Here is a 22935-nt window from a genome sequence, read left to right as displayed (position 1 = left end):
ACAATCAATGTAACAATGATAATCATTATCAACAAAGTGAAATTTCACGGCAAGCGTTTTTGTGAAAATTTTGTGACGAGATCAATTCTTGCGGATTGAGGACGTTATGCAGAAACGAGGAGAGGCCGGGTAAGCATAGCGCCACCCGGCACAATGGGGCAGGGAGATCAGAACCGGGTATCGACCGCTGCCGCCAGTTTTTCCAGCAACAACGCGCTATCTTCCCAGCTCAGACACGGATCGGTAATCGACTGGCCGTACACGATCGGCTGACCGGCCACTACCTTCTGCGTACCTTCTTTCAGGAAGCTCTCGGCCATAATCCCGGCCACTGCGGTGGATCCGCTGCGGATCTGCTGGCAAATCTCATCGCAAACATCCAGCTGGCGACGATGCTGTTTCTGACAGTTACCGTGGCTGAAATCCACCACCAGATGCTCAGGCAGATCAAACTCGTGCAGCGTATCGCACGCCGCCGCGATATCTTCCGCGTGGTAGTTCGGTTTTTTACCGCCGCGCATGATGATATGGCCGTACGGGTTGCCGCTGGTCTGGTAGATGGTCATCTGGCCGTTTTTATCCGGCGAGAGGAACATATGGCTGGCGCGCGAGGCGCGAATCGCGTCGACCGCGATGTGCGTATTGCCATCGGTGCCATTCTTAAAGCCCACCGGGCAGGAGAGCGCCGAGGCCATCTCGCGGTGGATCTGACTCTCCGTGGTACGAGCCCCGATGGCCCCCCAACTGATGAGATCGGCGATAAACTGCCCGGTCACCATATCCAGAAATTCGGTCGCGGTCGGCACGCCCAGCTCGTTGACCTGCAAAAGCAGTTTACGCGCCAGCTCAATACCGTGGTTCACACGGTAGCTGCCGTTCAGATCAGGATCGGAGATCAGACCCTTCCAGCCCACCACGGTGCGCGGCTTTTCAAAATAGGTGCGCATCACGATTTCAAGGCGATCCTGGTGCTTATCGCGCAGCACTTTCAGGCGCTGAGCGTACTCCATCGCCGCATCGAGATCGTGAATGGAGCAGGGACCAATAATCACCAGTAAACGGCGGTCTTCCCCGTTGAGGATTTTTTCAATGCGTCGACGTGACGCTGTCACGTGTTCCGCCACGCTTGCGGAGACAGGATGGCGCTGGGCCAGTTCGGCGGGCGTAACCAGACTTTCGATACGCGCTGTGCGAAGTTCGTCAGTTTTGTTCATGGAAGTTCTCAGAATTTTTTGCTTCATCGGCAGACTACCGGGAAGTGATGGGCATCACCTTAAACCAATCCCTGCTGAATTCAAGTTCGGGGCCACTCTGCCCCGAAGCGTGAACGCGATGATAACTGAAAATAAACCATCGTACTAGCATATTAGTACATGCGACGGTTTAACCCCATGATGTCGAGGATTTTCGTGGCGATCTCTTCCACCGAATAGTTGGTGCTGTTCAGCCATGGGATCTGGTTTTTGCGGTACAACGCTTCCACTTCGGAGACCTCCATGCGGCACTGACGCATCGAGGCGTAACGGCTGTTTTCGCGGCGCTCCTCGCGAATGGCGGCCAGACGCTCGGGGTTTATCGTCAAACCGAACAGCTTATGTTGCAGCGGTTTCAGGGCGGCGGGCAGCACGAGGTTGTCCATATCATCGGCGATAAACGGGTAGTTCGCGGCGCGAATACCAAACTGGAGCGCCAGATAGAGGCTGGTCGGGGTTTTGCCGCAGCGCGACACGCCGAGCAAAATCACCTGCGCCTGATCGAGATTGCGCATCGAAATTCCGTCGTCGTGGGCGAGGGTGTAATCGATGGCGGCAATACGCGCGTCATACTTCACCAGGTTTCCGGGGTTCAGGCCGTGGGTGCGATGGGCAACGGGTGTCGGATCGAGTTTTAGCTCGCTTTGCAGCGGAGCGACCAGCGCCTGCACAATGTCCTGACAGAAACCTTCGCTTTGCAAAATAATAGTGCGAATTTCGGGGATAACAATGGAATAGAAGACTAACGGACGAATCCCGGTCTGCTGATAAATCGCATCGATCTGCTCTTTCACCGCTTTTGCGCGGCTCTCGTTTTCGACAAACGGCAGCGTGATGCTGTTAATCGCAACCGGGAATTGCGACATCACCGCATGCCCCAGCACTTCGGCGGTGATCGCCGTACCATCAGAAATATAAAAAACGTGGCGATCCACAGCATTATCCATTTTATCCACCCTGAATATCGTACGTAATTGTCTGAAAGCATAAATTAAAAAAGTAAAATACACAGCAAAGAACTTGTCTGATTTATAAATGAAACGGTGTTTTTGATTTTACTGAAAAGTGGATTTCATTTTTAAATTAGTCACTTTGTTTTAAGGGTTTTAGCACGAATCTATAGGAATCATCGGGTTAGCGAATGATGGGAAAGTGTCCGAAAAACAGAAAAATAAAAGTGCTTACACGATTCACCGTTTTTTTGCCGGGAATAAATATGCCAGTATAAATACGAAGTCAGGCGTTACTTACTCCGTTTAAATATCACAAAAGGATTGTTTCGATGTCCAACAATGGCTCGTCACCGCTGGTGCTTTGGTATAACCAACTCGGCATGAATGATGTAGACAGAGTTGGAGGCAAAAATGCCTCCCTGGGTGAAATGATTACAAATCTGTCGGGTATGGGTGTTTCCGTACCGAACGGGTTTGCCACAACTGCCGACGCGTTTAACTATTTTTTAGACCAGAGCGGTGTTAACCAGCGCATTTACGACCTGCTGGACCAAACGGATATTGATGACGTGACCGCGCTTGCCAAAGCCGGTGCGCAGATCCGCCAGTGGATTATCGACACACCTTTCCAGCCGGAGCTGGAAAAAGCGATTCACGACGCTTATAACCAACTCTCTGCTGACGACGCGCAGGCCTCATTCGCCGTGCGTTCCTCTGCCACCGCAGAAGATATGCCGGACGCCTCTTTTGCCGGTCAGCAGGAAACCTTCCTGAACGTTCAGGGCTACGACGCGGTGCTGGTGGCGGTGAAGCATGTTTTTGCTTCCCTGTTCAACGACCGCGCGATCTCCTATCGCGTGCATCAGGGCTATGACCACCGCGGCGTCGCGCTCTCTGCGGGCGTGCAGCGCATGGTGCGCTCCGACATCGGCTCCTCCGGCGTGATGTTCTCCATCGATACGGAATCTGGCTTCGATCAGGTGGTGTTTATCACCTCCGCCTGGGGTCTGGGTGAGATGGTGGTGCAGGGCGCGGTTAACCCTGACGAATTCTACGTCCACAAACCGACGCTGGCGGCCAACCGTCCGTCGATTGTGCGCCGTACCATGGGCTCTAAAAAAATCCGCATGATTTACGCCCCAAGCCAGGAACACGGCAAACAGGTGGAAATCGAGGACGTGCCGCAGGAGCAGCGCGACCGCTTCTCCCTGACCGATGCGGAAGTCCAGGAGCTGGCGAAACAGGCCGTTCAGATTGAAAAACACTACGCACGTCCGATGGATATCGAATGGGCGAAAGACGGCCACACCGGCAAACTGTTTATCGTGCAGGCGCGTCCGGAAACCGTGCGTTCCCGCGGCCAGGTGATGGAGCGTTACACCCTGCATGCCCAGGGCAAAATTGTCGCCGAAGGGCGTGCGATTGGTCACCGCATCGGTGCCGGCCCGGTTAAAGTGATCCACGATATCAGCGAGATGAACCGTATTCAGCCGGGTGATGTGCTGGTAACAGATATGACCGACCCGGACTGGGAACCGATCATGAAGAAAGCGGCGGCGATTGTGACCAACCGTGGTGGCCGTACCTGCCACGCGGCGATCATCGCCCGCGAGCTGGGCATTCCGGCGGTGGTCGGCTGCGGTGATGCCACCGAACGCATGAAAGACGATGAGAAAGTCACCGTCTCCTGCGCCGAAGGCGACACCGGCTACGTTTACGCCGATATTCTCGACTTCAGCGTGAAAAGTTCCAGCGTCGATACCATGCCGGATCTGCCGCTGAAAATCATGATGAACGTCGGCAACCCGGATCGTGCGTTCGATTTCGCCTGTCTGCCGAACGAAGGCGTCGGCCTGGCGCGTCTGGAATTTATCATTAACCGCATGATCGGCGTGCACCCGCGTGCGCTTCTGGAGTTTGACGACCAGACGCCTCAGCTGCAAAACGAAATCCGCGAGATGATGAAGGGCTACGACTCACCGAAAGAGTTCTACGTCGGCCGTCTGACGGAAGGGATTGCCACCCTGGGTGCGGCATTCTATCCGAAGCGGGTGATCGTGCGTCTGTCGGACTTCAAGTCCAACGAATACGCCAACCTGGTGGGCGGCGAGCGCTACGAACCGGAAGAAGAGAACCCAATGCTCGGCTTCCGTGGCGCGGGTCGCTACGTGGCGGACAGCTTCCGCGACTGCTTCGCCCTTGAATGTGACGCGGTGAAACGCGTGCGCAACGAAATGGGTCTGACTAACGTCGAAATCATGATCCCGTTCGTGCGAACTGTGGATCAGGCGAAAGCGGTAGTCGAAGAGCTGGCGCGTCAGGGGCTGAAGCGCGGCGAGAACGGGCTGAAGATCATTATGATGTGCGAAATCCCGTCCAACGCTCTGCTGGCAGAGCAGTTCCTGGAACACTTCGACGGCTTCTCTATCGGCTCTAACGATATGACGCAGCTGACGCTGGGTCTGGACCGCGACTCCGGCGTAGTGTCTGAGCTGTTCGATGAACGTAACGAAGCGGTGAAAGCGCTGCTGTCGATGTCCATCCGCGCCGCGAAGAAACAGGGTAAATACGTCGGGATTTGTGGTCAGGGTCCATCGGACCACGAAGACTTTGCCGCATGGCTGATGGAAGAGGGGATCGATAGCCTGTCCCTGAACCCGGACACCGTGGTGCAAACCTGGCTGAGCCTGGCTGAACTGAATAAGTAGTATTGATCGCGCCGTCCCTTTTATTCTTAAAGGGACGGCGACATAATTTCCCCCACTATGCTCCCCGTCACACTTAGCGCAATTAACCAAATATCGTAATCAGTCTGTTAATTTCTACAATTGTTAGCCAGCGAAGCGCTGCTAATAATTGAGCCTTACTGCGCATTACCCTACATCTTGCGCAACTGGTTGAAATACGTTTTAACCGATAAAAGGCAATTAACAATGACAATCTCCTCTGTATTACGTACCAAAGATAAAATAGGTTACGGCCTGGGTGATATGGCCAGTGCGCTGGTCTGGCAAACGGCCACCTTATTTCTGGCATATTTCTATACGGATGTATTTGGCCTGCCCGCCGCGATCATGGGCACCATGTTTCTGGTGGTGCGCGTGGTGGATGCCTTTGTCGACCCGTGCATTGGCGCGCTGGTGGATCGCACCCAGACCCGGCACGGGCGTTTCCGTCCGTGGCTGCTGTGGTTCGCCATTCCGTTTGGCGTAAGCTGTCTGATTACTTTTTATGTCCCCGATGTCGGGCCAACGGCGAAAATTGCCTATGCCTGCGTGACTTACACCTTGCTGAGCCTGATCTATTCCGCGATTAATGTGCCGTACTGCGCGATGCCGGGTGCCCTGACGATGGACCCGCGTGAGCGCCATTCCCTGCAATCCTGGCGTTTCGGGCTGTCCTTTATTGGCGGCCTGATCGTCACGGTCATCGCCCTGCCGCTGGTCTCCCATTTAGGCCAGGGGAATGTGCAGAAAGGCTATTTCTATGCCATGAGTCTGATGGGCCTGTTAGGCATTATCTTATTCTTCATCTGCTTCTTTATGACCCGCGAGCGTTATTCTCCGCGTAATGATACCTCCGGCTCGATGCTCACGGATTTAAAATTACTGGCCGCCAACAGCCAATGGCGCATTGTTTTTGTGTTTAATATTTTACTGTTGACGGCAGTCGTCACACGCGGCTCCGCCACGATGTATTACGTCAATTATGTGCTGCTGCGCCCGGATTTAGTCTTTGCCTTTATCGTTTCCGGAATGGTGGCCTCTTTAAGCGGAGCCTTATTATCTGAACGATTATTGGGTAAATTTGACCGGGTGCGTGCCTATCAGTGGACGATTATTTCCTTCGTGATATTTGGCGCGATGATTTTCTTCCTGCCGCCGACGCAAATCTGGCTGATTTTCGGCCTGAACATCATCTTTAGCTTTATCCAGAACCTCACCACGCCGCTGCAGTGGACCATGTTCTCGGATGTGGTGGATTACGAAGAGCACCGCAGTGGCCGCCGTCTGGACGGGCTGGTCTTTTCCACTGCGCTGTTCGCCATTAAATTCGGCCTCGCCCTCGGCGGCGCGGTGGTTGGTTGGGTACTGGGAATCGTGAGTTATGTCCCCGGGCAGGCAATTCAAAGCCCGCAGGTACTGACCACGATCAACGCGCTGTTCACCCTGATCCCCTGCGTGCTGTTTATCGCCATGGTGGTGCTGCTCGCTATTTACAAACTGAACAGCCGCCTGGTGGATTCCATTGCACAAGAGCTTGCCCGCAAGCGCGAAGCTCGCACTGATGCGGGGCAGACCAGCCCGGCATTTCATTCTGCTACACAGGAGTAAAACATGACTGCCATCTACAAGGATGCGGGATATCCCGTGCAAGAGCGTGTCGCCGATCTGCTGGCACGTATGACCCCGGAAGAGAAATTCGCGCAGATGCATGCCTACTGGCTGGTTCTGGATGAGGGCGGCAACCACCGTGAGCGTAGCGATCTTAGCGACGAATTTGCAGGCGTGAGCGAACAGGCGGCGTTGAGCGAGCGGCTCAAACTGGGCGTCGGACAAATTACCCGTCCGCTGGGGACGCACATTGTGGATGCGCACACCGGCGTGCGCGCGGCAAACCGCCTGCAGCGGATGATGATGGAAGAGACCCGGCTGGGGATCCCCGCGCTGTTCCATGAGGAGTGCCTGGTCGGCCTGCTGTGCAAAGACGCGACGCTGTTTCCGTCCTCCCTCAACTACGGTTCGACCTGGGACCCGGAGCTGGTTAAGCGTGCGGCACAACAGATCGGCGCTGAGGCGCGCTCGGTGGGCTGTCAGCAGGGGCTGGCCCCGGTGCTGGATGTCTCTCGCGACGTGCGCTGGGGGCGTACCGAGGAGACCTTCGGTGAAGATCCGTGGCTGGTCGGGGTCATGGCGACCGCGTATGTCGACGGATTGCAGGGCGAAAAACGCGATCTGCTGGCGACCCTCAAACATTATGTCGGCCACTCTTTCAGCGAGGGGGCGCGTAACCATGCTCCGGTGCATCTCGGTTTTTGCGAGCTGAATGATACGTTCCTGCTGCCATTTGAAATGGCGGTCAAACTGGCCAACGCCGGTTCCGTGATGCCGGCCTATCATGATATCGACAATCAGCCCGGCCACAGCGACGCCTTCTTGCTCACTACGGTGTTGCGCGAGCAGTGGGGATTCGACGGGATTGTGGTGGCCGACTACGGCGGAGTCAGCCTGTTGCATCAACATCATGGCATTTCCCACGATGCGGCGGAGTCTGCGGCGCTGGCGTTCAACGCCGGGCTGGACGTCGAGCTGCCGAAAGACGACTGCGCTCGTCATCTGGCGGAGGCCGTCGAGCGTGGGCTGATTTCGATGAATAAAATTGATGAAATTGTTGCGCGTGTGCTGAGCGAAAAATTCCGCCTCGGTCTGTTTGAGCAGCCGTATGCGCGCGAAGAGAATATTGATCTGCAAAATGCGCAAACCCGACAGGTGGCGCGCGACGTGGCAACTCGCTCGCTGACGCTGCTGGAGAACAACGGCGTATTGCCGCTTGCGGGTAAACCGCGTGTGGCTGTGATAGGGCCAACCGCAGACGATCCGCTGGCGCTGCTGAGCGGCTACAGCTTCCCGGTGCATCTGATCATCAGCGATATGGTGGAAGAGACGTCGCAGGTAACCACACCGCTTGCCGCGCTGAAACACTATCTGGGCGATGCCCAGGTGCGTTACGCCAAAGGCTGTCACATCATTGAGCACCGCATGGCGGGCGCGCCGGTATTCCCCGGTGACAGCGGCGGCAAACCGATGCAACAATCGCCGGTGTCATTCGATACCCGCCTGATTCCAGAGGCGGTGCGGGCGGCGCAGGACAGCGACATCGTCATCGCCTGCGTGGGCGATCTGGCGGGATTATTCCAGAGCGGTACCGTGGGTGAAGGCTCCGACACCGACAGCCTGAACCTGCCCGGCGTGCAGCAACACCTGCTGGAAGCGCTGGTGGAAACCGGTAAGCCGGTCGTGGTGGTGATGACGGGCGGGCGTCCGTACAACCTGCAGGGGCTGGAAGATAAGGTCGCGGCGCTGCTGCTGGCCTGGGCACCAGGACAAGAGGGCGGCTGGGCGATAGCCGATGTGCTGACCGGGCGCGCGGAACCGCAGGGACGGCTGGTGGTGAGTGTGCCGAAAAGCGCGGGTGCGATGCCGTACTATTACAATCACAAGCTGAAAAGCGGCGGTACGCCGTTCGCCTTTCACTTTGGCTCGCGCTATCCCTTCGGTTTTGGTCTCGGCTGGACGACATTTTCCTGCGATGCACTGCGCTTAGCGAAAACGTCAGTCCCGGTCGAGGGCGAGGTGACGCTGAGCGTGACGGTGCAAAACAGCGGCGAACGTAGCGGCAGCGAAGTGGTGCAGGTCTATGTGCGCGACCGCGTGGCCTCTATGGTGCGACCGTTACAGGAGCTTAAAGCCTTCCAGCGCGTCACGCTCTCACCGGGCGAAAAGGCGACGCTCACCTTCAGCCTGCCGGTGGATATGTTTAATTTCACCCGCCGCGACGGTAAAAGAGTGGTTGAGCCAGGCGAATTTGAGCTGCAGGTCGGGCTGTCTTCAGCGGATATTCGCGCTGCGGTGACGGTGAATGTCACTGGCGAGACGCGGGTACTGCCGGAGAAGTGGCGGATGCTGAGTTCGTGTGAAATCGAACGAGCGTAAAAACGAGCGTAAGCAGGACAAAAAAAAGCCCATCGTGGGAGATGGGCAAAGACTACACACAGCAATTCGTTGTTTCACTCAGGGGATTTCCATGCTTATAAATCAATGCGTTGATTCATAACCGTGACTTAATAGTAGGACATGCGACGTTTTAGCGTCGATCAGATTCGTCTCAATAGTTTAAGAACTATGAAGATTTAACGCGGGGCGAGACCAGACGAAGCGGGCTGGACCTGAGAAAAGTCTTAATAAAGATTAGGTGTGCTTAAGTGTCAGGCGAGTGACCTCGCCTGACGATACATTACGGGTTGTTCTTGCCGTCAAGCTCTTCGAGATTATGCAGCGCCACTTCAGGGTCGGTGCCTGGCGGTGGAATTTCATGCACCCACGCGGAGAACAGACGCCAGGTCACGGCCAGCAGCACAGGGCCAATAAACAGCCCAATCATTCCAAAGGCAATCAACCCGCCGATGACGCCGGAGAGGATCAGAATCAACGGCAAATCCGCGCCCATACGAATGAGCATCGGACGGATGACGTTATCCATGGTGCCCACCACGCAGCTCCACACCAGCAGCACCGTACCCCAGGTAGTATCACCGCTCCAGTAGAGCCAGATAATGCAAGGGACCAGCACCAGCAACGGACCAAGCTGGACCAGACAGGTGAGGATCATGATGACGGTTAAAATGGTCGCGTACGGAACGCCGCTTATCGCCAGACCAATCCCGCCAAGTAGCGCCTGCACAAGCGCCGTGACAACCACACCCAGCGCCACTGCGCGAACCGCCTGTGCTGCCAGCAGCACCGCCGCGTCACCGCGTGTCCCTGCGAGACGGGTCGCAAAATGACGTACGCCCTGTGCCACCTGTTCACCGCGCCAGTAGAGCAGGGCGCTGAAAAGCAGCATCAGGGTACAGTGCATCATAAAGTGGCCGATATTGGCCGCCTGGGCGATAAACCAGGTGGTCGTAGTGCCGACATATGGCCGAACTTTCGCCATGATCGCGCTGCCGCCCATCTCCAGCAGACTGTGCCAGCCGCTGTAAAGCTTCGCGCCGACCAGCGGAATGCTGTTAAGCCACGCCAGATCCGGCACGGTCATCTCACCACTGGTGATCCCGCGAATCACCGGCCCGCTGGTATCGACAAGGCTGTTAATCAGGAGCGCAATCGGAATGATAAAGACCAGAAACAGCAGCAGCGTCATCACCAGAACGGCGGGAGTACGACGACCAAAAAACAGTTTCTGCAGACGTAACAACAGTGGCCAGGTGGCAACGACCACCGTACCTGCCCACGCAAAACCGAGGACGAAGGGGCGAACTATCCATAGACACGCAACAATTATGATGGCTAAAAACAGCACCGACAGCAGTATTTGCGCAACGTCCCTGGGCTGACGAGAAGTGACCATAAATGAAATTTACCTTACATGAAGACCAGACCGGCTGGCCGAAACAGAAAATCGCATCCCTTAATCATTAGTGATTTCAGCGATTTTTGACAGGCGAATTCTGCCCGTAAAACTGATGGGCGTATAAGAAAAAAATGTGATACAACAATTCAAACACAACGCAAACGATTATCCCCGTCATAATTCGCGCATTTGCGGCCTTGTCGCATTGCGGATTATCGAGAGGGCAACAACACTATTTAGGGTCTTCCGTAATGATCCCATTGATTTCTCAGGCACCTGGCGTCGTTCAGCTGGTGCTGACTTATTTGCAAGCACTGGAGCAACAGGGTTTTACAGGTGATACCGCCACCAATTATGCCGACAGGCTGACGATGGCGACCGACAACAGTATCTATCAGTTACTTCCCGATGCCGTCGTTTTCCCCCGTTCCACCGCCGATGTGGCGTTGCTTTCCCGTCTGGCCGCGCAGGAGCGATTTGCGTCGCTGGTCTTCACCCCGCGCGGGGGCGGGACAGGCACCAATGGGCAGGCCCTGAATCAGGGCATCATCATTGATATGTCGCGCTATATGAACCGTATCATCGAGATCAACCCGGAAGAGGGCTGGGTGCGCGTCGAAGCGGGGGTGATTAAAGATCAGCTCAATCAGTTCCTGAAACCCTACGGCTACTTCTTTGCTCCGGAATTATCCACCAGCAACCGCGCCACGCTGGGCGGGATGATCAATACGGATGCTTCCGGCCAGGGGTCACTGGTTTACGGTAAAACCTCCGATCACGTCCTGGGCGTGCGCGCGGTGCTGCTGGGCGGGGACATTCTCGACACCCAGGCGATACCGGTACAGCTTGCCGAAACCCTCGGGCAGGACAACACGGCGGTCGGGCGCATTTATCGCAGCGTGCTCGAAAGCTGTCGCGATAACCGCCAGCTGATTGTCGATAAATTCCCGAAACTGAACCGCTTCCTGACGGGCTACGATCTGCGCCACGTCTTTAATGACGATTTGAGCGAGTTCAATCTCACCCGTATTCTGACCGGCTCGGAAGGCACTCTGGCCTTTATCACCGAAGCCCGTCTGGATATCACCCGGCTGCCGAAGGTGCGCCGTCTGGTGAACGTCAAATACAACTCCTTCGATGCGGCGCTGCGCAACGCGCCGTTTATGGTCGAGGCGCGCGCGCTGTCGGTGGAAACCGTCGACTCGAAAGTGCTCAATCTGGCGCGGGAAGATATCGTGTGGCATTCGGTCAGCGAGCTGATCACCGATGTGCCTGATAAAGAGATGCTGGGGCTGAACATTGTTGAATTTGCTGGCGATGATGCGGAGCTTATCGACTCACAGGTGCAGACGCTCTGTACCCGACTCGACGAACTGATGGCGCAGGGCGAGGGCGGCGTGATTGGCTGGCAGCTGTGCAACGATCTCGCGGGCATTGAGCGCATTTACGCGATGCGTAAAAAAGCGGTCGGCCTGCTGGGGAATGCAAAAGGCGCGGCCAAACCGATTCCGTTTGCGGAAGATACCTGCGTGCCGCCGGAACATCTGGCGGATTACATTGTGGAGTTCCGCGCGTTACTCGACAGCCACGGCCTGAGCTACGGCATGTTTGGTCACGTGGATGCCGGTGTGCTCCACGTGCGTCCGGCGCTGGATATGTGCGACCCGCAGCAGGAGATGCTGATGAAGCAGATCTCCGACGACGTGGTCGCGCTGACGGCAAAATACGGCGGCCTGCTGTGGGGCGAGCACGGGAAAGGTTTCCGCGCCCAGTACAGCCCGGCGTTTTTCGGCGAGCAGCTTTACGGCGAACTGCGCAAAATCAAAGCGGCGTTTGACCCGAATAACCGCCTGAACCCAGGCAAAATCTGTCCGCCTGTGGGTGTGGACGATCCGATGATGCAGGTCGACGCGGTGAAGCGCGGCACGTATGACCGCCAGATCCCGATCGCGGTGCGCTCCTCCTGGCGCGGGGCGATGGAGTGTAACGGCAACGGTCTGTGCTTTAACTTCGACGTGAAAAGCCCGATGTGCCCGTCGATGAAAATCACCAGCAACCGCATTCATTCCCCGAAAGGGCGAGCGACGCTGGTGCGCGAGTGGCTGCGATTGCTGGCCGATCGCGGCGTGGACCCGCTGAAACTCGAAAGCGATCTACCGGAAAAACGCGCCAGCCTGCGCACGCTGATTGAGCGTTCCAGGAACAGCTGGCACGCCAGTAAAGGTGAGTATGATTTTTCCCATGAAGTGAAAGAGGCGATGTCCGGCTGCCTGGCCTGTAAAGCCTGCTCGACGCAATGTCCGATCAAGATCGACGTGCCGGAGTTCCGCTCGCGCTTCCTGCAGCTGTATCACTCCCGCTATCTGCGCCCGGTGCGCGATCACCTGGTGGCGACGGTCGAAAGCTACGCTCCGCTGATGGCGCGTGCGCCGAAGACGTTCAACTTCTTTATCAATCAGCCGCTGGTGCGCAAACTATCCGAAAAACATATCGGCATGGTCGATCTGCCGCTGCTCTCCACGCCTTCTCTGCAACGCCAGCTGGTGGGCCACCGTTCGGCCAATATGACGCTGGAACAGCTGGAGGCCCTGAGCGACGAGCAAAAAGCGAAAACCGTGCTGGTGGTGCAGGACCCGTTTACCAGCTACTACGAGGCGCAGGTGGTTGCCGATTTCGTGCGGCTGGTGGAGCGCGTCGGCTATCAGCCGGTGGTGCTGCCATTCTCGCCGAACGGTAAAGCGCAGCACATTAAAGGGTTCCTGACGCGCTTTGCGAAAACGGCGCAGAAAACGTCGGACTTTTTGAACCGTATCGCGCAGCTGGGCATGCCGATGGTGGGCGTCGATCCGGCGCTGGTGCTCTGTTATCGCGATGAGTACAAACAGACTCTGGGCGACAAGCGCGGGGATTTCACCGTTATGCTGGTGCATGAATGGCTGCCTGCGGCGCTGCACTCTGCCGAGACAAAAGAGGTCAGCGGTGAAGCCTGGTATCTCTTCGGACACTGTACGGAAGTGACCGCGCTGCCAGGTGCCCCAGCGCAATGGGCCTCTATTTTTGCCCGCTTTGGCGCGAAGCTGGAAAACGTCAGCGTCGGCTGCTGCGGGATGGCCGGGACTTATGGGCACGAAGTGAAAAACCACGCGAATTCGCTTGGGATCTACGAGTTGTCATGGCATCAGGCCATGCAGCGTTTGCCGCGAAACCGCTGTCTGGCGACGGGTTACTCCTGTCGCAGCCAGGTGAAACGCGTTGAAGGAAGCGGCGTGCGCCATCCATTGCAGGCTTTACTGGAGATTATGGGATGATCTGGAAACGTACCGTGACGCTTGAGGTGCTCAATGCCATGGGCGAAGGGAATATGGTCGGGCTGCTCGATATTCAGTTTACCCGTATCGGCGAAGACGTCCTTGAAGCCACCATGCCGGTGGACAGCCGCACGCATCAGCCGTTTGGCCTGCTGCACGGCGGCGCGTCCGTGGTGCTGGCGGAGACGCTGGGATCGGTGGCGGGTTACCTCTGTACCGTCGGGGAGCAAAAGGTGGTGGGGCTGGAAGTGAATGCCAACCACATTCGCTCCGTGCGCAGCGGGCGCGTGCGCGGCGTCTGTCGCGCGCTCCATGCGGGCGGTCGTCATCAGGTGTGGCAAATCGATATTTTTGACGAGCAGGAGAGGCTGTGCTGTTCGTCGCGCCTGACGACGGCGGTGGTTTAAATAAAGGTAAACATCCTTGAGGAATTGTTTTTGGTCAAAAATTGGTCAGTCAGACGTGCTATACTGGTCAGGTTTTGTACATAGAGAGGATGTTATGGATACCGAAATGAGCCCCACCCAATTGGCAGTAGAGTTTTTACGTCGCGATAAGAGCAACCTGTCCCCGGCGCAGTACCTGAAAAAGCTGAAACAGCTTGAACTGGAGTTTGCCGACCTGCTCGCGCTCTCTTCAAACGAACTGAAAGAAGAGATCTACTTTGCCTGGCGGTTAGGCGTTCACGTCCATTAATACTCCCGCTTGTTTAAAAGGCCGCTCATGCGGCCTTTTTTGTGTTTATACGTTGAGCGATCAGGTGGCTAAACGTTCACCGCGTCAATCAGCCGGGTTTTCATCGACTGATAGGCAGAGGCGGCATAATCTTCCGCCCAGCGTTGATCGTCGATGGCCTCCAGTTTAACCGCGCAGTACTTGGTTTCCGGCGTTTTCGACGTCGGGTCCAGATTATCCTGGGTCAGTTCGTTACAGGCTCCGATCCACCACTGGTAAGTCATGTACACCGCGCCCGGATTAATTCGCTCGCTGATATTCGCCCGGGTGATCACTTTCCCGCGACGCGAACGCACCCACACCAGCTGTCCATCTCTTACCCCCAGCGCGTTGGCATCCGCCGGATTCATCTGCACCCGTCCCGGTTCATCGGCCAGGCTTTGCAGCGCGGCGCAGTTGCCGGTCATCGAACGGCAGGAGTAGTGGCCGACTTCACGTACTGTACACAGCACTAACGGATAGTCTGCGTCCGGTACTTCAGCAGGCGCGCGCCACGGAGCGGCAAACAGCTGGCCTTTACCATTGGGCGTATCGAACTGATTGTCTTTGTACAGGTAGGGGGTGCCGGGGTGATCCAGCGTCGGACATGGCCATTGCACGTGGCCCATCTCGCCCATTTTTTCGTAGGTGACGCCGAAGAACAGCGGGCAGAGTTCGCGCATTTCGTCCCAGATCTGCTGGTTGGAGTCGTAATGCATCGGATAGCCCATCGCGCTGGCAAGCAGGCTGATGATCTCCCAGTCGCGTTTCACGTTGCCGCTGGCCTCGATTGCTTTACCGAAGCGCTGGAAGCCGCGGTCTGCACAGGTAAACACGCCGCCGTGCTCACCCCAGGAGGTCGCCGGTAACAGCACATCGGCGACCTCGGCGGTTTTGGTCATGAAGATGTCCTGCACCACCACGAAATCGAGCGCCTCAAAGCCGCGACGCACCAGGCCCAGATCCGCTTCGGTCTGGAGCGGGTCTTCCCCCATGATATAGTAGGCTTTGATTTTGCCTTCCAGCGCCAGGTGCGGCACTTCGGTGATGCGTGTGCCGACCTGATCGTCCATGGTGTTGACGTCAATCCCCCAGGCGTCGGCAAACTTCGTGCGCACGGCGGCATCTGTCACGTCCTGATAGCCAGGGAACATGTTCGGCAGCACGCCCATATCGCACGCGCCCTGTACGTTGTTTTGCCCGCGAACCGGGCCGACGCCGACGGCAGGGTGGCCGAGATTGCCGGTCAGCAGCGCCAGGCTCGACAGGCCTTTCACCACATCCACAGCCTGGCCGAACTGGGTCACGCCCATGCCCCACATCACCGTGGCAGACGGCGCGGCGGCGAAAGTGCGCATCGCCTGACGCACGTCGCGGGCCGGGATGCCGGTCAGATGCTCGACCTTTTCAGGCGCGTAATCCTGGACGATTTTACGATAATCGTCGAGGCCATCGGTGAAGCGCGCGACGTAGTTTTTGTCGTACAGCTCCTCTTCCAGCAGAACGTAGCCAAAGGCATTGACCAGCGCCATATTGCTGCCGTTGTTGAGCTGCAAATGCTGATCGGCGATGCGCGCAGTTTCTATGCGACGCGGATCGCAGACGATGATTTTGGCACCGTTTTGTCGGGCTTTGAGCACCCGACGGGCGACGATCGGGTGCGAATCGGCGCAGTTATAGCCGAACACCAGCAGACATGTTGAGTTCTCAATATCGTTTATGGAGTTACTCATTGCGCCGTTGCCGAGCGTCTCCTGCAAGCCGGCCACTGACGGGCCGTGGCAGACGCGGGCGCAGCAATCCACGTTATTGGTGTTAAGCACACCGCGCGCAAACTTCTGCATCACGTAGTTGGTTTCGTTGCCGGTACCGCGTGACGATCCGGTCGTCATGATCGCGCGTGGGCCGTGCTGCTCTTTGATGGCTTTCAGTTTGCTGGCGGTGTAGCGGATTGCCTCTTCCCAGGTGACAGGGGTGAATTTGTCTCCTTTGTTATAGCGGATCATCGGCTGGGTGAGGCGAGGGGTGAGCAGACGGGTATCGTTGAGAAAGTCCCAGCCGTAAAAGCCTTTCAGGCACAGGGTGCCCTGGTTGGTGACGCCTTCAGCGGCTTCGGCACGGAGGATACGGTTGTTTTCTACAACGAGATTTAATTTACAGCCTGCGCCACAGTAGGGGCAGACGCTTGCGATTTTTTTCATCAATAACAGACCTGTTAAGAAATGAATTAAGGTATTACGGAGGTCCGCAATACATCATGCGATTCAATATGTTGAATGTGCGTCATCTGACATTCCTGCTTAGCAGGTTCTGTGCCAGATTTCATTTCATTGATTTAACAGGAGTTGTTTGGTTTTGAGCGCCTGGCTCGACATGACATTCGACAAAAGTGTCGACAAAAGAAAAGGCCAGTGAGAAAACGCAGCAGGGTGCGATGCTCTTCTGGCCTTCGGGGGCAAATCGTTTTTTTAGATATCGTCCATGGTATAGCCAACCACGATTTCGAGGGTTTTGCGGATCACGTCTGCCATCACCACATCGTCGGTGGTTTCAAGGGCGTTAATCAGCCACAGGATAATGGCTTTGTTGGTCAGATGCCCTTCTGACGCCATGATACAGCTCACCGCAGAGGCGAAAAGCGCGGATTCATCGGCCAGTCTGTCGCCTGCATTACGGAAATATTCAGACAGCGCGGTATCATGAAAACCAGTATACGCAGCGGGTTGAACTTGAATATTTTGTCTCATTTATTCTCACCGTAAGGGTTATTGATCGGTTGCTGTTAGTGTATGTTTTTTGAACCGCTGGGCTTGCCATCGCCAAACAGCGGGAAAACATTATCGCTTTGCTCGCTTTTTAGACCGTTCAGATCCCTCTGAGGGCGGGCTCTCTTACGTTGTGCGAACGGCGTACCGCTGGCGCTGATTTCGGCTATCACCGCCGCGAGGGCTTCGCGACGGCGAGGGTCGGCCTCACTCGCCTCCATGTCCCGCAGTCTCCGCACGAGAGACTGCTTGCTGACAGGGCCGTGCTCTTTCAGAAGAGATAAAACCGCCTCTCCAATTAATTCATCTGTTAATTGCTCTATTTCACTTCTGTTCATAACTGCATCTCTGATTGCCGCAGGGTGACGTCACGCCGTGCGGCATTAAGTCAGATCCCCTTTTAAGGGGGTCTGCTGAAGATTGCCAGGTCTTTTTGTGCCTGAAACGTTCCTTCGTCAGAATTGACTTAAAAACCAGGTGATCTGTTAAATGGGTTTGCTATTGGATCTCAGCGATCAAATAGCAAACCAATCAATGCATGGTAGTGGCTCTCTTCTTCTGGACCGGACGCCTTATCAAGACGGCTGAGTAACTTGGTGCACAGGTTTTTGCGATTCAAATGACGGCCATCGCTCAGGATCTCTACTACGATCTGTCCCAGGGTTTCTTGCTGAGTAGGTAGCGCAGCTTTCTCGAAGTACTGGACAATCGCATTACCGCTATCGGGAATGTAGCTGTTCTGACGCATGTATCACTCCTGTAAAATTAAGTAGTCAGCTAAGTTACGATTTAAGTTATACGTTTTTTAAAAAGTTGTACATTTTTGATGTACAGTTTTTTACCTTAATTTTAAGCAAAAAGTGCTATTTGTTTTTTATCAGTAAGTTACAATGTGTTTGATTCGATGTCAGTACAGAATATATTGTACAAGATGTTTCACTCTGAAATTTCTGTACAAACGCGCGGGAGGCTGTGGAATCCGGCTGAACCGTTTGAAATGTGAATTATTTGTTAATCAATTAATGTGGTATAACAATGACCTGACCCCCGCGACACGCCGCGGGGGTAACCCTTCTACTCACCAGGACGACTATGCTCACGACAATAATCTACCGCAGCCATCTCTGCGAAAACGTTCCGGTGAAAGCGCTGGAAGAGATGGTCGCGGGAGCGAACATTAAGAACGGGGAATCCGACGTCACCGGGATTTTACTGTTCAATGGAACGCACTTTTTCCAGCTGCTGGAAGGGCCGGAAGAGAGCGTTTTCCGCATTTACGCCGACATTTGCAAAGACCCGCGCCACTACAATCTGGTGGAGCTGCTGTGCGATTACGCGCCGTCGCGACGTTTTGGCAAAGCAGGAATGGAGCTGTTTGATTTACGCACTTATGATCGCCAGGAAGTGCTCCAGAAGGTGCTTGATAAAGGGACAACCAAGTACCAGCTGACCTACAACGATCGCGCATTGCAGTTCTTTCGCACCTTCGTTGAAGCGACGGAAAAAGCCAACTATTACGAAATTCCTGACGGCGATAGCTGGGACTTTATCCCGGATGACGACGTTGCACCTGCAGAACCTCTGGCGCTCGACGCATCGGCTGATTGCGGCTTTGCCTTTCAGCCGATTGTCGATCCCTTTGCCCGGGAACTGGTCTCCTATGAGGCCCTGATCCGCACCGCTGACGGCGGCTCTCCGGATGCCTACTTCAAAAAATTCTCCGGCAACGAGATTTACGAGGCGGATCTGCAGAGTAAGAAAGTGGCGTTTGCCATGGCCGGCAAGTTACGCCTTCAGGAGCAGGCCTTATCCGTCAACCTGCTGCCGATGACGCTGGTGAATGTGCCCGGCGCGGTGGGATTTCTGTTAAATGAGATTGAAGCCAACGGTCTGGTGCCAGAGCAGATTGTGGTCGAGTTCACCGAGAGCGAAGTGATTTCGCGCTTTGATGAATTTAAAGACGCCGTCCGACAGCTCAAAAGTGCCGGTATCAGCGTGGCAATCGATCACTTTGGCGCGGGTTTCGCCGGGCTATTACTGCTGGCACAGTTCCAGCCAGACCGAATCAAGATTAATCGCGATCTGGTGGCGGACGTCCATCGCAGCGGTCCGCGACAGGCGATTATTCAGGCCATCATCAAATGCTGTACATCCCTTGAAATCCTGGTGTGTGCCGTGGGTGTCGAAAAGGCGGAAGAGTGGATGTGGCTTGAGTCGGCGGGGATCTCCCAGTTCCAGGGACATCTGTTTGCCAGCCCGCGTTTTGGCGGGATTCCAGCCGTGGCGTGGCCGGAGAAAAAACAGGGATAGCGTCGTAAAGGTTGTACAAATCAGACCAGGTACACGTCATCTTGTACAAAATCGACTTGTACCCTGGTCAATTGTTAGTTATACAATCAGGTTATACAATCTGCTAAAGTTGATCAGGTTTGGTATGGAAGTATTGCGTTTAAGCATGAGGGAGTTAATGGCCTTATACAGTATCGGCGAAGTCGCCGAACGATGCGGAATCAACCCCGTCACACTGCGCGCCTGGCAGCGACGCTACGGTTTGTTGAAGCCGCAGCGCAGTGAAGGGGGCCATCGTCAGTTTGACGAAGAGGATATCCAGCGCATCGAGGAGATTAAACGCCTCATGAAAACCGGCATTTCGGTTGGCAAGGTAAAGGCGTTACTGGAAGTCGGCGTTCCTCTGGTGGACAGCAACTGGATCTCTCTTCAGGAAGAGATGATGACGGTGCTGCGGTTTGCCAGTCCCGCGAAACTGCGACTTAAAATTTCTGAATTCCGTCGCGACCACGCCATAGAAGTTCTCATCGATCACATTTTCATTCCGGTTCGTCAGCGTTTAAGCCTGGATCACAACACCGCCCGACACATGTCCAGCCTGTTGGATGGGGTGCTGATCGATTTCATTGCGATGCTTCTGGCTGAAGCGCGCAAAAAACCGGGCAACGAAGCGTTGCTGATTGGGTGGGATACGGACGATCGTACGCGTTTATGGCTGGAAGCCGGGCGCCTGTCGCAGCAGGGCTGGCATATTGATGTGCTGGCTGAGCCAATTGACTCGCCGAAACCCGAGCTGTTCCCGGGGCAAAAAATATTTGTCTGGACGGGCCATGCCCCGTCAATGCGTCAGCAGGAGCAGTTAGATCACTGGCGCGAACAAGGTTTTTCCGTCTCATTTATCAACGGCTAATCGCCTGACAAGACTAAAAAGGCCCTTTCGGGCCTGTCATATTTGCTGCTTATTCGCGGCTTATTTCCTGCCGACCAATAAACCGATGATCAGCCCGATTGCGCCTGCCGCCATCAGCCCGGTCAATGGATTATCACGAACTTTGTCAGAGACCTCTGAAGCGACGTCTGATGCTTGTGCTGCGTATTTGCGTGCGGCGCCTTTCAGCTGATGTTTCGGTGAATCAACCGCATCGCCAAACTGGGACTGCGCTTCGCCTGCAAATTCATCGGCTTTGTTCAGGGCTTTTTTCGCCAGGCGATCGGCTTCATTCTCAAAATCATGTGATGACATACTTATCTCCTTTTGGTGTCACATAAAGTTTAGTCCCTTATCCCTGACGCGCTGATGATTCGGTGTTTTCCTGGAATGCCCTGTTTGCGTAAATCACATAACGCCCTGATTTTCGGGTAGTCGGTTGATTCTGAAGATTTTCTAAAACCGATTAAATAAATAGGTATTCCCGATACATATTTTCCCCTTGCGCTGTTCTTACGGTTTTAGCCCATCAAATGCTTTATACATCAAAGCATTAAACAATTTTTTCATAGGCTAATAACCTGCGTCGCAGGGTCTATGCTTAATAAAAGTAGCCAAAAAGGGCGGTTTAGCCGAAAGCCCCTGCTGTCAGGGGGTTGAAGTGATAATCGTTATCACTAACATGGTGTAATGCCCCTGGTGGCTTAACAGATGAGGTGGACCTATGGAATTGCATTCAGAAACCTTTAATCCCGCTGATTTTGCCTGGCGTGGTTTGACGCTGACGCCCACGGCGGCGGCGCATATTCACGAGCTGATAGCGAAGAAGCCGGATATTGTGGGCTTGCGTCTCGGCGTTAAACAGACTGGCTGCGCCGGCTTCGGCTACGTGCTGGACACGGTGAGCGTGCCCGAAAAAGACGATCTGGTGTTCGAAACCGACGGGGCGAAGCTGTTTGTCGCACTGCAGGCGATGCCGTTTATCGATGGCACCGAAGTCGATTACGTGCGCGAAGGCTTAAACCAGTTATTCAAATTCAATAACCCGAAAGCGCAGAATGAATGCGGCTGCGGCGAAAGCTTTGGGGTATAGGCGGTACTATGTCTCGTAATACTGAAGCAACTGACGATGTGAACACCTGGAGTGGCGGGCACCTCAACTATAAAGAGGGCTTTTTCACCCATCTGCAGACGGACGAACTGGCGAAAGGCATCAACGAAGAGGTGGTGCGCGCGATTTCGGCCAAACGTAATGAGCCGGAGTGGATGCTCGAGTTTCGCCTGAGCGCGTTTCGCGCCTGGCTGGAAATGGAAGAACCCCACTGGCTGAAAGCACATTACGATAAGCTCAACTATCAGGACTACAGCTACTACTCCGCGCCATCCTGCGGCAGCTGTGATGACACCTGCGCGTCTCAGCCGGGTGCCGTACAGCAGACGGGCACCAACACGTTCCTGAGCAAAGAGGTGGAAGAGGCTTTCGAGCAGCTCGGCGTGCCGGTGCGCGAAGGACGTGAAGTGGCCGTCGACGCCATTTTTGACTCCGTTTCCGTTGCCACCACCTACCGAGGCAAGCTGGCCGAGCAGGGCATTATCTTCTGCTCCTTTGGCGAAGCCATTCACGATCACCCGGAACTGGTGAAGAAATACATCGGTACCGTGGTGCCGAGCAACGATAACTTCTTTGCGGCGCTGAACGCGGCGGTCGCCTCCGACGGCACCTTTATCTACGTGCCGAAAGGCGTGCGTTGTCCGATGGAGCTGTCGACCTATTTCCGCATCAACGCGGAAAAAACCGGCCAGTTCGAGCGCACCATTCTGGTGGCCGACGAAGGCAGCTACGTGAGCTATATCGAAGGGTGTTCTGCGCCCGTGCGCGACAGCTATCAGCTGCACGCGGCGGTGGTAGAGGTGATCATCCACAAAGACGCCGAAGTGAAATACTCCACGGTGCAAAACTGGTTCCCTGGTGACGGTAATACGGGCGGCATCCTGAACTTCGTGACCAAGCGCGCCCTGTGCGAAGGTGAAAACAGCAAAATGTCCTGGACCCAGTCCGAGACCGGTTCGGCGATCACCTGGAAATACCCAAGCTGTATTCTGCGCGGCGATAACTCGATCGGTGAGTTCTACTCCGTGGCGCTGACCAGCGGTCATCAGCAGGCCGATACCGGCACCAAGATGATCCATATCGGTAAAAACACCAAATCGACGATCATTTCGAAAGGCATTTCTGCCGGGCACAGCCAGAACAGCTATCGCGGCCTGGTGAAAATCATGCCGACAGCGACAAACGCCCGTAACTTCACCCAGTGTGATTCGATGCTGATCGGCACCGACTGCGGGGCGCACACCTTCCCGTACGTGGAGTGTCGCAACAACAGCGCCCAGCTTGAGCACGAGGCCACCACTTCGCGCATCGGCGAAGACCAGCTGTTCTACTGCCTGCAGCGCGGGATCAGCGAAGAAGATGCGATTTCGATGATTGTGAACGGCTTCTGCAAGGACGTGTTCTCTGAGCTGCCGCTGGAATTTGCCGTAGAAGCACAAAAATTACTCGCGATTAGCCTTGAGCACAGCGTCGGTTAAGGA

At 55.4% G+C, this 22935-nt stretch carries 18 protein-coding genes and 1 other RNA gene; 10 read left to right on the top strand and 9 right to left on the bottom strand.

The annotated features are described in order from the left end of the window. Positions 1-167: 167 nt before the first annotated feature. Positions 168-1214: a 3-deoxy-7-phosphoheptulonate synthase AroH gene (gene aroH / locus F153LOC_RS04150; protein WP_102103852.1), complete on the bottom strand. Its 1047-nt coding sequence runs from the start codon at positions 1212-1214 to the stop codon at positions 168-170. Positions 1215-1366: 152 nt separating this feature from the next. After that, positions 1367-2200, bottom strand: coding sequence for a pyruvate, water dikinase regulatory protein (locus F153LOC_RS04145; protein ID WP_100780461.1), 834 nt, complete (start codon positions 2198-2200; stop codon positions 1367-1369). 335 nt (positions 2201-2535) lie between these two features. On the opposite strand from F153LOC_RS04145, the gene ppsA reads away from it, so the two are divergent. The 3 genes from ppsA to F153LOC_RS04130 all read left to right on the top strand — a co-directional run bounded on the left by ppsA (position 2536) and on the right by F153LOC_RS04130 (position 8919). Further along, positions 2536-4914, top strand: coding sequence for a phosphoenolpyruvate synthase (gene ppsA, locus F153LOC_RS04140; protein ID WP_100780460.1), 2379 nt, complete (start codon positions 2536-2538; stop codon positions 4912-4914). Positions 4915-5139: 225 nt separating this feature from the next. Further along, positions 5140-6540 (top strand): MFS transporter, encoded by a 1401-nt coding sequence (locus F153LOC_RS04135; protein ID WP_102103523.1) that lies wholly within the window; start codon positions 5140-5142, stop codon positions 6538-6540. Between the two features lie 3 nt (positions 6541-6543). Further along, on the top strand, positions 6544-8919 hold the full coding sequence (locus F153LOC_RS04130; protein WP_102103524.1) for a glycoside hydrolase family 3 N-terminal domain-containing protein: 2376 nt from the start codon (positions 6544-6546) through the stop codon (positions 8917-8919). Positions 8920-8936: 17 nt separating this feature from the next. Here the strand turns inward: F153LOC_RS04130 and rprA are convergent. Together rprA and ydiK are read right to left on the bottom strand one after the other, a co-directional pair. After that, an RNA gene (gene rprA, locus F153LOC_RS04125) (antisense sRNA RprA) lies at positions 8937-9044 on the bottom strand. Positions 9045-9220: 176 nt separating this feature from the next. Beyond that, entirely contained in the window at positions 9221-10336 is a 1116-nt protein-coding gene (ydiK, locus tag F153LOC_RS04120; protein ID WP_100780457.1) for an AI-2E family transporter YdiK, read from the bottom strand. Between the two features lie 254 nt (positions 10337-10590). Here ydiK and F153LOC_RS04115 point away from each other — a divergent pair, with 254 nt between their 5' ends. The 3 genes from F153LOC_RS04115 to F153LOC_RS04105 all read left to right on the top strand — a co-directional run bounded on the left by F153LOC_RS04115 (position 10591) and on the right by F153LOC_RS04105 (position 14343). Continuing rightward, a complete protein-coding gene (locus F153LOC_RS04115) occupies positions 10591-13647 on the top strand; it encodes an FAD-binding and (Fe-S)-binding domain-containing protein (RefSeq protein ID WP_102103525.1) in 3057 nt (1018 codons plus the stop codon). Next, positions 13644-14054: a 1,4-dihydroxy-2-naphthoyl-CoA hydrolase gene (gene menI / locus F153LOC_RS04110; RefSeq protein WP_102103526.1), complete on the top strand. Its 411-nt coding sequence runs from the start codon at positions 13644-13646 to the stop codon at positions 14052-14054. The genes F153LOC_RS04115 and menI overlap by 4 nt, the downstream gene beginning before the upstream one ends. Before the next feature lie 94 nt (positions 14055-14148). Continuing rightward, entirely contained in the window at positions 14149-14343 is a 195-nt protein-coding gene (locus tag F153LOC_RS04105; protein WP_100780454.1) for a YdiH family protein, read from the top strand. A gap of 68 nt (positions 14344-14411) precedes the next feature. On the opposite strand, the gene fdhF is transcribed toward F153LOC_RS04105, so the two are convergent. From fdhF to ycgZ, 4 genes are all read right to left on the bottom strand, one after another. Continuing rightward, positions 14412-16562: a formate dehydrogenase subunit alpha gene (fdhF, locus tag F153LOC_RS04100; protein ID WP_102103527.1), complete on the bottom strand. Its 2151-nt coding sequence runs from the start codon at positions 16560-16562 to the stop codon at positions 14412-14414. A gap of 267 nt (positions 16563-16829) precedes the next feature. Beyond that, positions 16830-17108, bottom strand: coding sequence for a biofilm development regulator YmgB/AriR family protein (locus tag F153LOC_RS04095; protein WP_100780452.1), 279 nt, complete (start codon positions 17106-17108; stop codon positions 16830-16832). Between the two features lie 35 nt (positions 17109-17143). Continuing rightward, positions 17144-17464: a hypothetical protein gene (locus F153LOC_RS04090; RefSeq protein WP_100780451.1), complete on the bottom strand. Its 321-nt coding sequence runs from the start codon at positions 17462-17464 to the stop codon at positions 17144-17146. A 170-nt stretch (positions 17465-17634) separates the two neighbouring features. Beyond that, on the bottom strand, positions 17635-17874 hold the full coding sequence (ycgZ, locus tag F153LOC_RS04085) for a regulatory protein YcgZ (protein WP_100780450.1): 240 nt from the start codon (positions 17872-17874) through the stop codon (positions 17635-17637). A 344-nt stretch (positions 17875-18218) separates the two neighbouring features. Here ycgZ and F153LOC_RS04080 point away from each other — a divergent pair, with 344 nt between their 5' ends. Both F153LOC_RS04080 and F153LOC_RS04075 read left to right on the top strand, forming a co-directional pair. Next, positions 18219-19436, top strand: coding sequence for a diguanylate phosphodiesterase (locus tag F153LOC_RS04080; protein ID WP_102103528.1), 1218 nt, complete (start codon positions 18219-18221; stop codon positions 19434-19436). Positions 19437-19593: 157 nt separating this feature from the next. Then, on the top strand, positions 19594-20325 hold the full coding sequence (locus F153LOC_RS04075; protein ID WP_100780448.1) for a MerR family transcriptional regulator: 732 nt from the start codon (positions 19594-19596) through the stop codon (positions 20323-20325). A 60-nt stretch (positions 20326-20385) separates the two neighbouring features. On the opposite strand, the gene F153LOC_RS04070 is transcribed toward F153LOC_RS04075, so the two are convergent. Then, positions 20386-20658 (bottom strand): YqjD family protein, encoded by a 273-nt coding sequence (locus F153LOC_RS04070; RefSeq protein WP_102103529.1) that lies wholly within the window; start codon positions 20656-20658, stop codon positions 20386-20388. Between the two features lie 409 nt (positions 20659-21067). Here F153LOC_RS04070 and sufA point away from each other — a divergent pair, with 409 nt between their 5' ends. Beyond that, on the top strand, positions 21068-21436 hold the full coding sequence (sufA, locus tag F153LOC_RS04065) for a Fe-S cluster assembly scaffold SufA (RefSeq protein WP_095281754.1): 369 nt from the start codon (positions 21068-21070) through the stop codon (positions 21434-21436). A gap of 8 nt (positions 21437-21444) precedes the next feature. Next, positions 21445-22932 carry a Fe-S cluster assembly protein SufB gene (sufB, locus tag F153LOC_RS04060; protein WP_102103530.1) on the top strand — a complete coding sequence of 496 codons (1488 nt, stop codon included), beginning with the start codon at positions 21445-21447 and terminating at the stop codon, positions 22930-22932. Positions 22933-22935: the final 3 nt, after the last annotated feature.

Source organism: Lelliottia sp. F153, from assembly GCF_002870005.1.
Classification (GTDB): domain Bacteria; phylum Pseudomonadota; class Gammaproteobacteria; order Enterobacterales; family Enterobacteriaceae; genus Enterobacter; species Enterobacter nimipressuralis.
The sequence above is the reverse complement of the archived record's forward strand: the minus strand, read 5'-3'. Positions and strand labels throughout refer to the sequence as shown.